Raw genomic sequence first — 14,516 nt, forward strand, 5'->3', positions numbered from 1 at the left:
TGATGATTTAATATGGTGCGTTACTATATACTCTGGTAACATTTATGCTTTTACATTTGTCAGAATCAGGATATCCAGGATGAAAGGATGTACAGGATGAAGATGGGGATTTTCTGATGATGTCAATATTATATAGTTATGATGTAGCGAACTGCTTGCAGCAGCGCTTCGCTATCGCTATGCTACACCCAAAGTCTTCACCAATGGTGCGTTACGCTGTCGCTAACACACCCTACTATATTATATAGCGAACTGCTTGCAGCAGCGCTTCGCTATCGCTATGCTACACCCAAAGTCTTTACCAATGGTGCGTTACGAAGACAGCTAACACACCCTACTCAAAAAGCTGTTCCCTATCACCTGTCACCTGTCACCTGTCACCTGTCACCTATTCCCTGTTCCCTGTTCCCAGTTAAGAGTTCCCTGTTCCCTGATTTAAAATGGTGCGTTACTATATTATATAGCGATAATGTAGCGAACTGCTTGCAGCAGCGCTTCCCTATCGCTATGTTACACACAAATGCTTTACCCATGGTGCGTTACGCTGTCCCTAACACACCCTACTAAATAATTTAAGGTAGTTCTTCCTCATCAATATGATAATAACATATTTAAAATCCTTTGTCAACACCTGAAAAGCAAATTTTTCGCGGTTTTTTTGCGTCTTGTTCCCTGTTCCCAGTTAAGAGTTCCCAGTTAAGAGTTCCCAGTTAAGAGTTCCCTAACAAGATACCCGAATTCTTTAAGAAGTCGGATATCTAGGTTTGTCTAAATTTGTCTAAATTTGTTAGTTAAGATTCAGAAGTTTTTTTACCGACAACTTGAGATTTGAGGGTGGTAATTTCGCTAGATAACTCCTGTCTGCTGGAAGCTTTGAGTAAATAGCGATAGACAAACCACACAGAGTAACCAATACCGATTAATTCAAAGCTGGGTGCTACTAAAGGAATATCATTAAGAGCACTTAGTACAGCCAATAGTACCTTAACTGCGACTACAGATGTCACTACTAAACCAATAGTAACTATAGGCTGCTGATATTGACCAAAGAACTTACCTACATAATCTGGTAATGTACCCAGAAAACCAGAAACTTGTTGTCCATATTTGAGCCATTGTTCTTGAGGCTGCATAGGCGGCTGAAGTTTGGTAAGATTTCCGGTTTGGGTGTTAATTTGGGGGATAGTCGTTTCTTTGGACTGGGTTTCTTGGTATTCTGGTTCTTGCATTTTTATTTCCATGATTTTAATCGTTGAGTTTTTTACCTAGACATTTACAACCAAAAGGCTGTTAATTGACAATTCTTCCACTAATAAGGATGGGAAATCAGAGATTATTGGTTTATTTTATCAGAAAACGCCGTAATACCCCATCCCTCTACAGGGTGGGGATGTAAAGCGAGTAAAATTAAACACCCTCTAAGGGATATTAAGCGCAGCTTAATCGTGAGAGAGGGTAGTTTCATTTTTACCAATCTTAAAGATTGACTAATTCCTTAAAGTATATTACACTTAAAACAGGTCGAATTAGTAATAAAAAAAATGATTGTTTTTGAATTTAAAGCCAAAGGCACAAAGCAGCAATATCAAAAAATTGATGAAGCTATACGGATAACTCAGTTCATTCGTAATAAGTGCTTGCGCTTTTGGATGGACAATCAAAATGTTAAACCTTACGACCTAAATAAATACACTGCGGTCGTAGCTAATGAATTTGATTTTGCAGATAAATTAAACTCAATGGCTAGACAAGCAGCAGCCGAGAGAACAGCTTTTGCAATTAAAAGATTTTTTGATAATTGTCAAGCTAAAACTCCTGGAAAGAAAGGATATCCAAAGTTCGAAAAAAATAACCGTTCCATTGAATATAAAACATCAGGATGGAAACTATTAGAAGACCGAAAACACATTAACTTTACGGATAAATGTGGAATTGGTCAGCTAAAATTAATTGGAACTTGGGATTTACATTTTTACCAGATTAAGCAAATCAAAAGAATCAGAATAGTTAAACGTTCTGATGGATATTACGTTCAATTCTGTATAGATGCAGAACGGAATATTGATGTTAATCCAACTGGTAAAACTATTGGTTTAGATGTTGGTCTTAACAGTTTCTACACTGATTCTCAAGGGGATAAAATTGATAATCCAAGATATTTACGAAAGTCAGAAAAATCTTTAAAACGACTACAAAAAAAAGTTAGTCGTAAAAATAAAGGTTCTAATAATCGTAAAAAAGCTATTAACCGTCTTGGTAGAAAATATTTGCAAGTTTCACGTCAACGTAAAGACTTTGCCGTTAAGACAGCATTGTGCGTAGTTAGATCTAACGATTTAGTGGCGTTTGAAAAACTGCAAGTGAAAAATATGGTTAAAAATAGCAAATTAGCTAAGTCAATTAGTGATGCTGGATGGTCATTGTTTACTCAATGGTTAGAATATTTTGGTAAAGTCTATGGGCGTGTAGTTGTACCAGTTGCACCTCAATACACTTCTCAAAACTGTTCTAGTTGTGGAGAAATCGTCAAGAAGTCACTTTCAGTTAGAACTCATGTTTGTCAATGTGGGTGCATACTTGACCGTGACCACAATGCTGCAATTAACATTCTCACTAAAGCACTAAGACAAAGTGGCTATGATTTAAGTACCGTCGGGCGGACGGAAACTAATAACGCTTGTGGAGAGATGACCCTCTGCTCAGACTTGGTAACAAGGTTGGGTAAGGTTGCTCATTGAAGCAAGAATCCCCGTCCCTCTATAGGGCGGGGAGCGTCAAACTCCTCATCGTCTTTATATTTTATGATAACAAGTATTGATTTCCTTAATCACCTCAATCCTAGTCAACGTCAAGCCGTAGAACACTATTGCGGACCATTGTTAGTAGTTGCTGGTGCTGGTTCGGGTAAAACCCGTGCGCTGACTTACCGTATTGCTAACTTGATTCTACAACACCGTGTTAATCCTGAAAATATCCTCGCGGTGACATTTACTAATAAAGCTGCTAGGGAAATGAAGGAAAGAATTCAAAGGATATTTGCTGAACAATTAGCAATCACAAAACATGATAAAAAGTTTGATTTACTAACAGAATATGAACAAACTTGGATCAAATCACAAGTTTACCGCACTACTATTAAAGATATGTGGTGTGGAACTTTTCATAGTTTGTTTTCTCGGATTCTTCGTTATGATATTGAGAAATATCAAGATGAAAAAGGGAGAAAATGGGAGAAAAACTTTTCTATTTTTGATGAATCTGATGTACAAAGTGTGATTAAAGAAATTGTGACTAAAGATTTAAATTTAGATAGTAAGAAATTTGAACCTAAGTCTGTGCGTTACGCTATTAGTAATGCTAAAAATCAAGGATTTTCCCCTAGAGAATTTGAAAGTGAACAGCCAAATTATCGCGGGAGGGTAATTGCTGATGTTTATAACCGCTATCAAGATAAACTTGCTGAAAATAATGCTTTAGATTTTGATGATTTGATTTTAATTCCTACTAGATTATTTCAACAAAATGAGCAGGTTTTAGGTTATTGGTATCGCAAATTCTGTCATATTCTAGTTGATGAATATCAAGATACTAACCGGACTCAATATGATTTAATTCAGCTTTTAGTTACCAATGGGGAAAAACGTAAAAGTGAATGGGAATGGGAAAATCGTTCTGTATTTGTGGTCGGAGATGCTGACCAGTCAATTTACAGTTTTAGAATGGCAGATTTTACGATTTTACTGGAATTTCAGGAGAATTTTGGCGATGGTTTAGCAGATGATGATACCCGTTCTATGGTAAAATTAGAGGAAAATTATCGCTCTTGTGAAAACATTCTCCAAGCTGCTAATGAATTAATTGAAAATAATACCCAACGCATTGATAAAATTCTCAAGGCCACAAGACAACCGGGGGAAGCAATTTATTTTTATAAAGCTGAGGAAGAAATGGCCGAAGCGGCTTTTGTTATTGACCAAATTCGCAGTTTAGAAAATCAAAACCCGGAATTAAATTGGGGTGCTTTTGCAATTTTATATAGAACCAATGCTCAATCTCGACCTTTTGAAGAACTATTAGTTAAGTATCAAATTCCTTATACGGTTGTGGGAGGAATGAAGTTTTATGACCGGAAAGAAATTAAAGATGCTATTGCATATTTAAGAGCTATTAATAATCCAGCGGATACTGTTAGTTTATTGCGAGTTATTAATACACCTCGTAGGGGAATTGGTAAAGCTACTATTGACGCTTTAGTCAATGCTTCCCAGCAATTAGGAATAACATTATGGGAGATAATTAGTGATGAAACATCAGTTAATAGTTTAGCAGGACGTTCGGCAAAAGCTGTGAATAATTTTGCGGCAATGATTGAAAATCGTCAAGCACAAATCACGGTTATTCCCGGTTCGGAGATATTACAAGGAATTTTAGAAGATTCTGGTTATATCAAGGAATTGCAAGATCAAGGTACAGACGAAGCTGATAATAGAATTAGCAACGTTAATGAATTGTATAATGCCATGTTGCAATTTCAAGAGGAAAATGAAGGCGAGGATATTTCTTTACAAGCGTTTTTACAAAGTGCTGCGCTCAGTTCTGATTTAGATAATTTAAAAGAGGGACAAACAGCAGTTTCTCTAATGACTTTACACGCTTCTAAGGGTTTGGAATTTCCAGTGGTATTTTTAGTTGGATTAGAACAGGGATTATTTCCGGGTTATCGTTCATTACAAGATCCATCGTTGTTAGAAGAGGAACGTAGATTGTGTTATGTAGGTATTACCCGCGCTCAAGAACGTCTATTCCTATCCCATGCTAGGGAACGCCGTTTATATGGTACTAGAGAACCGGCAATGCGATCGCAATTTTTAGACGAATTACCAGCAGAGTTATTAACTACACAGAATAAAGTTACCCGTAGTTTCACTAAGACAACATCGGCAAACCCTAATAAACAAAGCACTTCTCAAGCTTGGCAAGTAGGTGATAATGTATTACATAAAACTTTCGGCATTGGTAAAGTTACTCACGTTTTTGGAGAAGGAAATAAAGTTTCTGTAGCCATTCAATTCGCTAGTTTGGGACAAAAAATTATAGACCCTAGAGTAGCACAGTTACAGAAAGTCTAATGGGAGGAAATACTAATAATTAGGGATTGCTGAGTAAGTTGTCTGTGAGGGTAGGGAACTCTTAACTGGGAACAGTTTTAACTGTTTGGATATCCTCAATTTTCCAAATCCGACAAAGAAAAATGCAATTCATTTTGAGACATCATTAGCCAAAACCTTGCACTTTTTTGTGGTAAAAATCCGAGAAACCCTTTGTTAATAAATGGTTTTAGGTTTATATGGCTAACGCCACGCTACGCTATCAGTAAGCCCTAATTAGGTTAACACCATAAAACCAAAATGTGTAAAATCAATGTAAAATCAATGTAAAATCGCTAAAAACCTCTTCCCTGTTAAGAGTTCCCTGTCACCTGTCACCTATCACCTATCACCTGTTCCCTGTTCCCTGTCACCTGTTCCCTATCTCAGCTTACCGGGTATTTAAGCTGGGGTTTTTACCTGGCTTGCCATTTCTAAAAAGCTGTTCATATTTACCCCAGGACGACGACGAGGGGTATTCTTAGGAATGAGATACTTGGTGGCAAAGTTGGTTTCAGTTGGGACTGATATTTTAACGGGTTCAGCTTTGGTGGCTTTTGCTGCTACTGGTGCTACTGGTGCTACTGCTACTGCTGCTACTGCTGCTGGTGCTGCTGGTGTTGGCGCTACTGCGGCTACTGGTGCGGCTACTTGAGTAACATTAGCTTCAGCTTCTTCCTTTAGTTCCAGGTAGTAGCTGTTTCCCTTATTACCAAATAATCCAGTGATAAAACCGACAATACCCGCAATCAGATTTTTGATAAAGCCCATAAAAAATACTCCTGGTTTATTCTGTTAATTGCTGCCAGTCATAAAAGTTACTGGTTGTCACTTAGCAAACCGTGAATTAATACTGATTAGTATTTTTAGGTTTTTGGTGTCAACAGTTGCAACTGGTAGATCACATTTCACAAAAATTAAATTAATTATTAAATTTTATTATGAAAATAACATTATGAGAAATTTTTTAACAAATCTTAATAGTTTAGCTTTATGCTCATGTCACATTTTCTATTATCTTCATGATAATACTGAGTTAAATTCTGGAAAATCATGAAAAATGAAAATTACCACCACAAAACAGCAGAATCCGGTTTTATTAGTCCATGGTATCAACGATACTGGGGCGGTTTTCGATAAAATGGCGTTGTATCTCAGACAAAGAGGTTTGTCTGTGTATACAGTAGATTTGGTCCCGAATAATGGTGCTGAGGTTCTGGATAAATTAGCGCAACAGGTAGCTAATTATGTAAATGATACTTTTGCACCAGAACAACCACTTAATTTAGTTGGTTTTAGTATGGGTGGTATTGTTGGTCGTTATTATATTCAACGTTTGGGAGGAATAGAAAGAGTAGAGCGATTTATTAGTATTTCTTCACCCCATAAAGGAACAGTAATTGCTTATGGTTCATGGTTGCCAGGATGTGTACAAATGCGTCCTAATAGTCCTTTTTTAGCAGATTTAAATGCTGATGTTGAGATGTTAAAAAAAATAAATTTTACATCTATTTGGACACCTTATGATTTGATGATTTTACCTGCTATAAGTTCCCAGCTTGGGATAGGAAAAGAAGTAAATTTACCAGTGTTATTACATCCTTTAATGCTAACAGATCCTAGGAGTTTAGCAATAGTAGCAGAGGCATTAACATCAACAGTAAATTTATGAATTTATACTTTCTAATATATATACTATTAAACTGCCATCTAATCTCTATCCCCAATTTTGGTATATTCAGCACTGCCAAAAATAGCTTCTGGATGACGATAATACTTAAATTCCATTAAGTTATAAAAAGGGTCTTCTAAAAAGAAAGTGCGATGTTCTAGAAGGGAGTCAACAAAGCGGTTTTTCGGTTCTTCTCGAAATTTTAGATCTTGGTTTTTTGCCTTTTCTAGTAATTCTTGCCAATCCTCTAATTGAGAAAAAATTAGTCCAAAATGTCGGGGATAGATAGCTTTTTGAGGTGTTAAAATATCCTGGGTAACGTGGGCTACTAATTGATGTCCATAAAGATTGAGAATTAAAGCGTGGGGGTTTTCACGTCCGGGTATGCAGCCTAAACCATCAACATAATAGGCTTTGGTGTCGGGGATATTGGTGACGGGGAAAGCGAGGTGAAAAATAGGTTGGTTCATGGTGGGGGTGGGTGAGAGAATATAACTATTGTGGGTTTCTTTATTCCCACAGTATGGAAAAGCCAGGGAGAAAAGAATCTTAATATTAATGTAATAAAAGAGGATAAAATCATTTTATCACATTAAAAACCTGAAAATACTCATAATTGATCACAGATGTTATCTCTAATTGATTTGACAAATCCCTGGTTAATGGGATTAGCCTTAAATACGATTTTACTAGGAATAGTGGCAATTCTTCCCAAAAAACTGCTCACCCCCGCAGGTATACTTAATGCTGGGTTATTGGGAATTATCATTTGGGGAACGCTGGGTTGGCCAGGATATCTAGTGGTAGTGTTCTATTTTATTGTTGGTTCTGGGGTAACGCGTATTGGTATAGCGGAAAAAGAAGCCGCAGGAATTGCAGAAAAACGTGGTGGTGCAAGAGGTCCAGAAAACGTTTGGGGTTCTGCATTAATAGCGGCTGTATGCGCTTTAGGAGTGTTGTTTTTACCTGATTTTAAATATTTGCTATGTTTGGGTTATGTTGCTAGTTTTAGCACCAAACTATCGGATACTACCGCTAGTGAAGTTGGTAAAGCTTATGGTAAAAGCACATTTTTAATTACGACACTGCAACCAGTTCCTAGAGGTACAGAAGGGGCGGTAAGTTTAGAAGGGACTGTAGCTGGTATGATAGCATCAATAGCGATCGCTCTGATTGGTTGGGGCGTAAATTTAATTAATCCTGTTGGTATGATTTGGAGTGTATTAGCTGCATTTATCGCTACAAATTTAGAAAGTGTCATTGGTGCAACTTTACAATCTAAATATACTTGGCTAACTAATGAAGTTGTTAATATTTTTAATACCTTTATTGGTGCTATTTCGGCGATGATAATGGCGTTAATTTACCAAAGTATCTTTGTTTAATTATTCATTGACTAAAATCAAAATATTTGTAGGTTGGGTTGACTCGCGTTAACCCAACATTATGATTTTATTTATGATTTTATTTTTGTCATCGTGTTTACAGATTTCCAAATACTTATTAGTTAAAATTCTTGAGATATTGCCGACTGATTAAGCATATATTTAATTTATCAAATCTTCATGATTACTAAATATCATTCTCTACTGTTTTCTCTATTATTTAATGGAAAGTCTTAGAGATGTTTTAGTTTTATTTTCAGAATCACTTCATGGAATCTGCAACTTTTTTAACTGTAAATAACCAAGAAATCGCTTTAGCTGAAGTAGTAAAGTACCTACAGATATCGGGTAGACTAGGAAATTTTATTAATGATGTACTGCGTCAGCACATAATTGAACAAGAAATTAATACCAGGACAGATATTGAGATTAGTTCGGCATTAATTGAACAGACAATTATTGATTTTCGCCTCAAAAATCAACTAACTGATCCACAAAAGTTTCAAGAATGGTTAATCAATAATGGTACAGATTATACAACGTTTCATACATCTATCACCTTTAGCTTTCAATTAGAAAAACTCAAAGCATTGGTGACAGAATCAAAATTACCAGAATACTTTATTGAAAGAAAGATCTACTTAGATAGAGTCGTACTTTCACGAATTTTAGTTGATAGTCGAGAATTAGCAGAAGAACTGCAAACTCAAATTGAAGAAGGTGCTAGTTTTGAACAGTTAGCAAAAGAGTATTCATTAGCAGATGAAAAAGTATTTAATGGAATGATGGGACCAATTAGTCGGGGAACTATACCGGATATTTTACGTGGGGCTGTAGATGCAACTATCCCTGGAAAATTGATAAATCCCATAGAAATAGAAGGGCGTTTTGCTTTATTTAGATTAGAACAAATTCTCCCAGCATCCTTAGAAGATCCTCAATTAAAACAATCACTACAAAATGAATTATTTGAAAAATGGCTAGGGGAGAAAATTCAAAATCTCACGGTGAAAATCCAAGTTAATTAAAAACTCTAAATTAGCAATCTTTACGAATAAATGTGTTAAACAATTTACTCTGGAATGAACCACCGCTATCTTGGCTAAATGCGGAAGAACAAAGCGAATTAAAACAGCAAGCGGAAATTCGTAATTACAAACTTGGTGAGAAAATTTGGTCACCAGAACTAGGAGGTGAACAGTTTTTAATTATCACTGGTAAAGTACGTTTACGAGAAGAAGGAGAAAATAAAACTGTAGCTACTTTACAAACAGGAAATTGGTTTGGTGACTGTCAGGAATTATTTACTAATTTTAAAGCTGTAGCTGCTAGTAAGGAAGTAGTAGTAGTCTGTTGGAATTCAGAGGTGTGGAAAAAGTTTTTAAATCCTCAGATTGATGAATTTTGGAAAAATTCAAGTAATCAAGAGGAGAAAAAAATCGTTTTACCAGTTACTAACTCTCGCATTTCTGCACCAGCTTTCACACCGCCCCAACCAATAATTTCCCATTATCCCTTTGTGGGAAGTGGGAATACAGGTGCTGCCTGTTTAACAATGGTAGCGCAACATTTACAAAATCCTGTGCAGTTGGAATGGGTACAACGTCAATTGCGGGGACAAAAGCCACAAAATATAGTAGAAGCAGGAGAAAAATTAGGGTTAGTGTTGCGGAAATTGCAGGTTAATTGGAGTGAATTACGCCAATTATCTTTGCCGGCTTTATTGTTGTGGAATCAAGAGAATCAGGAAAGTGAGAATGATAAAAATGACAAATTAAATAGTCAATTAAATTGGGTTGTAGCATATCAAATGAAAGGTAATTATTTGATTATTGCTAATCCCCAAAATCCTGATTATATTTGTGAACAATTACCTCAATCTGTAGTAGAAAATTGTTGGGATGGTACATTATGGCAAGTTGAATTAATTTCCCAACAAGAGAAATTTAATTTAGGTTGGTTTACTCCCGCAGTGTGGAAATATCGGGGATTATTAGGTGAGGTTTTATTAGCTTCATTTACCTTACAATTATTAGGTTTAGCTTCACCATTAATTACCCAAGTTATCATTGATAAAGTCATGGTACAGGAGAGTTTAGCCACCTTAGATGTGATGGCGATCGCTCTGTTGTTAGTGGCGACATTTGAGTGTATTCTAGGTATTCTGCGGCTATTCATATTTACTCATACTGCACGGCGGTTAGATTTGAGTTTATCGGCTCAACTTTTTCGCCATTTAATGCGTTTACCATTGGCTTATTTTGAGTCGCGGAGAGTGGGAGATACAGTTGCTAGAGTTCAGGAATTAGAACAAATTCGTCAATTTCTCACAGGTACAGCTTTAACAGTAATTCTGGACAGTATCTTTGCTATAGTTTACCTGGGATTGATGTTTTATTATAACATTCCTCTCACATTTGTAGCCTTAGCGGTATTACCTTTGTTTGCGACTTTAACGATTATTGCCACACCAATTTTGCGAAATTGGTTAAATGAAACCTTTAACCGCAGTGCGGACAGTCAATCATTTTTAGTAGAGACAATTACCGGCATTCATTCAGTTAAAGCTCATGCGGCTGAACCAATAGCTAGAGAAAGGTGGGAAGGCTTATTTGCCCGCTTTATTCGCACCAGTTTTAAAGCTTCCACCACATCCAATATTAGTAGTAATATCGGTGATTTTCTGACTAAATTTTCTACTTTAATTATCCTATGGTTTGGGGCGAAATTAGTCATTGATCATCAACTTACCATTGGGCAATTAATCGCCTTTCAAATGTTATCGGGAAGAGTTACCAGCCCTTTATTAAGGCTAGTACAACTGTGGCAAAATCTCCAACAGGTGCTATTATCAGTAGATAGAATTGGTGATATTCTTAATGCAGCCCCAGAAACCGAAGCAGGAACAGGTTTAGTATTACCTCCCCTGAAAGGTGAAGTTAATTTTGAACAGGTATTTTTTCGTTATTCTGCTAATACGGAACCAGTATTAAAAGGAATTTCTTTTCATGTTAAACCGGGGCAATTTATAGGTATTGTTGGTCGTAGTGGTTCAGGGAAAAGTACCCTTTCTAAACTTTTGCAAAGACTATATCAAATTGAATCAGGGCGCATATTAATTGATGGATTTGATATTAAAAGTGCTGACTTAGCATCTTTAAGACAACAAATTGGGGTAGTTCTCCAAGAAGACTTTTTATTTAATGGTTCAATCTTGGAAAACATTACTTTAGGAAATGCAGATATTAGTGCGGAAAAAGTTATAGAAGCTGCGAGATTAGCCGTAGCCCATGACTTTATTAGTCAATTACCTTATGGTTACGAAAACAATGTTGGTGAAAGAGGTACAGCATTATCAGGAGGACAAAGACAAAGGATTGCATTGGCAAGATTATTTCTGAGTTCTGCACCTCTTCTTATCTTAGATGAAGCCACTAGTGCCTTAGACAGTGAAACCGAACAACAAGTTTTAAAAAACCTGAAAAACGTCTCTTCCCACCGCACAGTTTTTTTAATTGCCCACCGTTTTGCCCCTCTCAAGCGTGCAGATTTAATATTAGTCATGGAGAAGGGAATTATCGCGGAACAGGGAACACATTTAGAGTTGTTAAAACAAAAAGGTTTATATTGGTCACTATATCAAAAACAACAGACCAATATTTAAACAAAAGCTTTAATTCCTCTCTGCCCTGGGAGCGTATCTGTGTGAAAAAACCTAATTTAATAAGTCTAGACCCAAAGCAACAGCACCCCATAAAGGGGCATCATCACCCAACAATGCCCGGACAATTTCAAAATTCACTTCTGGTAATGCGGTTTCTCTGGCTACTTTTCGCACCGCAGCCCAAAAATTATCACCAGCTTTAGTCACACCACCACCTAAAACAAAGCGTTGAGGATTCATAAGATTGGCTACATTACCAATACCTACTCCCAATGCCCAAGCTCCCCTATATAATACCTCTTGGGCGATTTCATCTCCGTAGGATGCGGCGGCACTGACGACTTTTCCCGTGAGTAAATCCAGATTATTACCGATCAAATACCTAAGTATTTCTCCCCTGGCTTTACCCTCAGGGCTGGGTAGTTCTTTTTCTAGCATTTCTCGCGCATTTTGTGCCATGTAAGGGCCAGAAGCCAACCGTTCTACACACCCTCGTTTGCCACATAAGCATAATGGACCTCTAGGATCTACTACTATATGACCAATTTCCCCCGCCATGCCCAATGCACCTCGCCAGAGTTGGCCATTAATTATCCAGCCTCCGCCAACACCTGTACTAATAGTAATATAAAATAAGCTATCATATCCTTGTCCAGCCCCAAAGCGATATTCACCGATGGCTGCAACATTAGCATCATTATCTATACTCACAGGTACATTATAATCTTCCTCAAATAGTTGTTTGAGGGGAACATTTTCCCACCCCGGAACATGATGAGATAGTCTCACTAAACCTGTTGTTGCGTCCACTGGACCACCAAAGCTGATACCAATAGCATCCGGTTTATTTCCTTTTAACACAGATTTGATGAGCGATCGCATAATTTCTAAATCACTTAAAGCATCAGCATTTGCAGGAGAAAACCGTGATTCATGATACAACCACTCTCTAGTACCAGCCTTAACTGTTGCTGCTGCTAATTTTGTACCGCCAAAATCCAAAGATAAGATTAATGTCATATAATTAAACAATAGGGAGTTTAGGAAACAACTATCAACCATTCACCATGATTACTTAATTATAATTTTTTTGTAGTGCATTAGGAAACCATCTTCACAGCCCGGATCTAAAATATTTCTGGTATTTCTGGATTGATTATCTTTGTAACATATATATAACCTAATTTATTACATTTATAAATGCAATCACAGTGATGCTAAATTTTGGTTAACTTATGTATATTTAAGATTGTCCTCAGGACTTTATTTTTTTTTTAAAATTATTGAGAATATTTTGCAATATAGATAAATTCAGCTATAATTTGAAATATAATTTAAAAGTTAGTGAATGTATGCTATTGGGTATACAGACAAAAGATAGGATTTTTATTTAGATAATTGAGGAAAAACATCATTTAGGAGTCAACACAGAAGATTAAAAATGCTGGTCGAAACCGATATAAAGTATAAAAAATATTACATAAATTCTCCCGCTAAAATGTAAAAAATCTATATTTGAGATGATTACATTTTTGATAACAGAATTTATTTAGCCGGAAAAACTTAAAAAAATTAGAATATGATCAAGTGTCCTCTTGAATTTCTGCTAAAAATTGTCCATAAAATCCATCCTTGAGTAAATGTAAATGAATAAATTTTTTTGTGCTGATAATTCACGACAACTACAAGAAGATATGATTGGTACTGCTACCAACTACCAAACCTATATTTTAGTAGAATGTCCTACACCCTGGACCTATGAAGCCTTCAATTCCAAATGGGTTCCCGACAACTTACGGATTTTAGTAGAAGAAGTAAAACGTGCTAAAATGCCAGTTTGCTTTCTGCTAATTGCTAATGATCAATCCCATGGAGTTAAAGAGACAACTTTGTTAATTTATCAGCAGCAAAAGGGATTAATCAAAGGATATAGTAAGCAAGAATTTAAACTACCGAATATTGAAAAAGCCGCGGGAGTTGTTAGTAAATATTTAGCAGGTTTTAATACTGATTATGAAATAGAAACACCAAGCAGCAGAGATATATTAATATGTACTCATGGTAGCCATGATCAATGTTGTGCGAGATATGGTAATCCTTTTTATTTTTATGCTCAAAATTATGCTAAAAATTATGCTGAAAATAAAAGTTTTGATTTACAATCAAATCAGGTGAGAATTTGGAAATCGAGCCATTTTGGTGGTCATAGATTTGCTCCCACAGCCATAGATTTTCCCCAAGGAAGATATTATGGGATTCTTGATCAAAATACCTTTCCATCAATTCTTAACTATAGTGGTGATATAGAATGCTTCAATAAAATTTATCGTGGTTGGGGAATATTGCCTAATCCTTTGCAAATTTTGGAAAAAGAACTGATCCTGCGTTTAGGATGGGATTGGTTTAATTATAAAGTAACAGGTAAGATACTAGAAAAGAGTTTAGATAATCAGACAATTCTGGGTGAGTTAAGTTTTGAACAACCCTCTGGGACACTCTACACTTACCAAGCCAAACTTGTAAAAGATAATGTAAAAACACAAGCATTGAAAGTTTCTTGTCATGCTGCACAAGAAGTAGTATGTATGAAATATGCTGTATCTAATCTTTGGTTGGTAGCTAAAAAAGTGGCAACTTATAGTTAGGAT

General features: G+C 36.2%; 11 protein-coding genes. 7 read left to right on the top strand and 4 right to left on the bottom strand.

Annotation, left to right across the window (positions count from 1 at the left end):
• Positions 1–791: 791 nt before the first annotated feature.
• A complete protein-coding gene (locus tag H6F39_RS15435) occupies positions 792–1,229 on the bottom strand; it encodes a CAAD domain-containing protein (RefSeq protein WP_137909076.1) in 438 nt (145 codons plus the stop codon).
• A gap of 312 nt (positions 1,230–1,541) precedes the next feature.
• Between H6F39_RS15435 and H6F39_RS15440 the strand changes: the two genes are divergently transcribed.
• A complete protein-coding gene (locus H6F39_RS15440) occupies positions 1,542–2,738 on the top strand; it encodes an RNA-guided endonuclease TnpB family protein (RefSeq protein ID WP_190396974.1) in 1,197 nt (398 codons plus the stop codon).
• Positions 2,739–2,801: 63 nt separating this feature from the next.
• The gene (gene pcrA / locus H6F39_RS15445; protein WP_190396975.1) at positions 2,802–5,129 is read left to right on the top strand and encodes a DNA helicase PcrA; all 2,328 of its coding nucleotides are present in this window, start codon (positions 2,802–2,804) and stop codon (positions 5,127–5,129) included.
• Between the two features lie 420 nt (positions 5,130–5,549).
• Here pcrA and H6F39_RS15450 read toward each other — a convergent pair whose 3' ends face one another.
• A complete protein-coding gene (locus H6F39_RS15450) occupies positions 5,550–5,918 on the bottom strand; it encodes a hypothetical protein (RefSeq protein WP_137909050.1) in 369 nt (122 codons plus the stop codon).
• Between the two features lie 289 nt (positions 5,919–6,207).
• On the opposite strand from H6F39_RS15450, the gene H6F39_RS15455 reads away from it, so the two are divergent.
• On the top strand, positions 6,208–6,819 hold the full coding sequence (locus H6F39_RS15455; protein WP_190396976.1) for a triacylglycerol lipase: 612 nt from the start codon (positions 6,208–6,210) through the stop codon (positions 6,817–6,819).
• Positions 6,820–6,857: 38 nt separating this feature from the next.
• On the opposite strand, the gene H6F39_RS15460 is transcribed toward H6F39_RS15455, so the two are convergent.
• On the bottom strand, positions 6,858–7,289 hold the full coding sequence (locus H6F39_RS15460) for a VOC family protein (protein WP_137909052.1): 432 nt from the start codon (positions 7,287–7,289) through the stop codon (positions 6,858–6,860).
• A gap of 156 nt (positions 7,290–7,445) precedes the next feature.
• Here H6F39_RS15460 and H6F39_RS15465 point away from each other — a divergent pair, with 156 nt between their 5' ends.
• From H6F39_RS15465 to H6F39_RS15475, 3 genes are all read left to right on the top strand, one after another.
• Complete coding sequence (locus H6F39_RS15465; RefSeq protein ID WP_028082078.1) at positions 7,446–8,204, top strand: TIGR00297 family protein; 759 nt, start codon at positions 7,446–7,448, stop codon at positions 8,202–8,204.
• Between the two features lie 269 nt (positions 8,205–8,473).
• Positions 8,474–9,232: a peptidylprolyl isomerase gene (locus H6F39_RS15470; protein ID WP_137909053.1), complete on the top strand. Its 759-nt coding sequence runs from the start codon at positions 8,474–8,476 to the stop codon at positions 9,230–9,232.
• A 32-nt stretch (positions 9,233–9,264) separates the two neighbouring features.
• Positions 9,265–11,868, top strand: a complete 2,604-nt coding sequence (locus H6F39_RS15475) for a type I secretion system permease/ATPase (RefSeq protein ID WP_190396977.1) — start codon at positions 9,265–9,267, stop codon at positions 11,866–11,868.
• Between the two features lie 51 nt (positions 11,869–11,919).
• Here the strand turns inward: H6F39_RS15475 and H6F39_RS15480 are convergent, their stop codons facing one another.
• Positions 11,920–12,888: an ROK family protein gene (locus H6F39_RS15480; protein WP_137909055.1), complete on the bottom strand. Its 969-nt coding sequence runs from the start codon at positions 12,886–12,888 to the stop codon at positions 11,920–11,922.
• A gap of 626 nt (positions 12,889–13,514) precedes the next feature.
• On the opposite strand from H6F39_RS15480, the gene H6F39_RS15485 reads away from it, so the two are divergent.
• Positions 13,515–14,513 (top strand): sucrase ferredoxin, encoded by a 999-nt coding sequence (locus tag H6F39_RS15485; protein ID WP_190372521.1) that lies wholly within the window; start codon positions 13,515–13,517, stop codon positions 14,511–14,513.
• Positions 14,514–14,516: the final 3 nt, after the last annotated feature.

This window comes from Dolichospermum sp. FACHB-1250 (assembly GCF_014696335.1).
Lineage (GTDB): Bacteria > Cyanobacteriota > Cyanobacteriia > Cyanobacteriales > Nostocaceae > Dolichospermum > Dolichospermum planctonicum.

Excerpts from the sequence above, each read along its gene's own strand:
- H6F39_RS15435 (WP_137909076.1), bottom strand. The coding sequence starts at position 1,229 with ATGCAAGAACCAGAATACCAAGAAACCCAGTCCAAAGAAACGACTATC.
- H6F39_RS15440 (WP_190396974.1), top strand. The coding sequence starts at position 1,542 with ATGATTGTTTTTGAATTTAAAGCCAAAGGCACAAAGCAGCAATATCAA.
- pcrA (WP_190396975.1), top strand. The coding sequence starts at position 2,802 with ATGATAACAAGTATTGATTTCCTTAATCACCTCAATCCTAGTCAACGT.
- H6F39_RS15450 (WP_137909050.1), bottom strand. The coding sequence starts at position 5,918 with ATGGGCTTTATCAAAAATCTGATTGCGGGTATTGTCGGTTTTATCACT.
- H6F39_RS15455 (WP_190396976.1), top strand. The coding sequence starts at position 6,208 with ATGAAAATTACCACCACAAAACAGCAGAATCCGGTTTTATTAGTCCAT.
- H6F39_RS15460 (WP_137909052.1), bottom strand. The coding sequence starts at position 7,289 with ATGAACCAACCTATTTTTCACCTCGCTTTCCCCGTCACCAATATCCCC.
- H6F39_RS15465 (WP_028082078.1), top strand. The coding sequence starts at position 7,446 with ATGTTATCTCTAATTGATTTGACAAATCCCTGGTTAATGGGATTAGCC.
- H6F39_RS15470 (WP_137909053.1), top strand. The coding sequence starts at position 8,474 with ATGGAATCTGCAACTTTTTTAACTGTAAATAACCAAGAAATCGCTTTA.
- H6F39_RS15480 (WP_137909055.1), bottom strand. The coding sequence starts at position 12,888 with ATGACATTAATCTTATCTTTGGATTTTGGCGGTACAAAATTAGCAGCA.
- H6F39_RS15485 (WP_190372521.1), top strand. The coding sequence starts at position 13,515 with ATGAATAAATTTTTTTGTGCTGATAATTCACGACAACTACAAGAAGAT.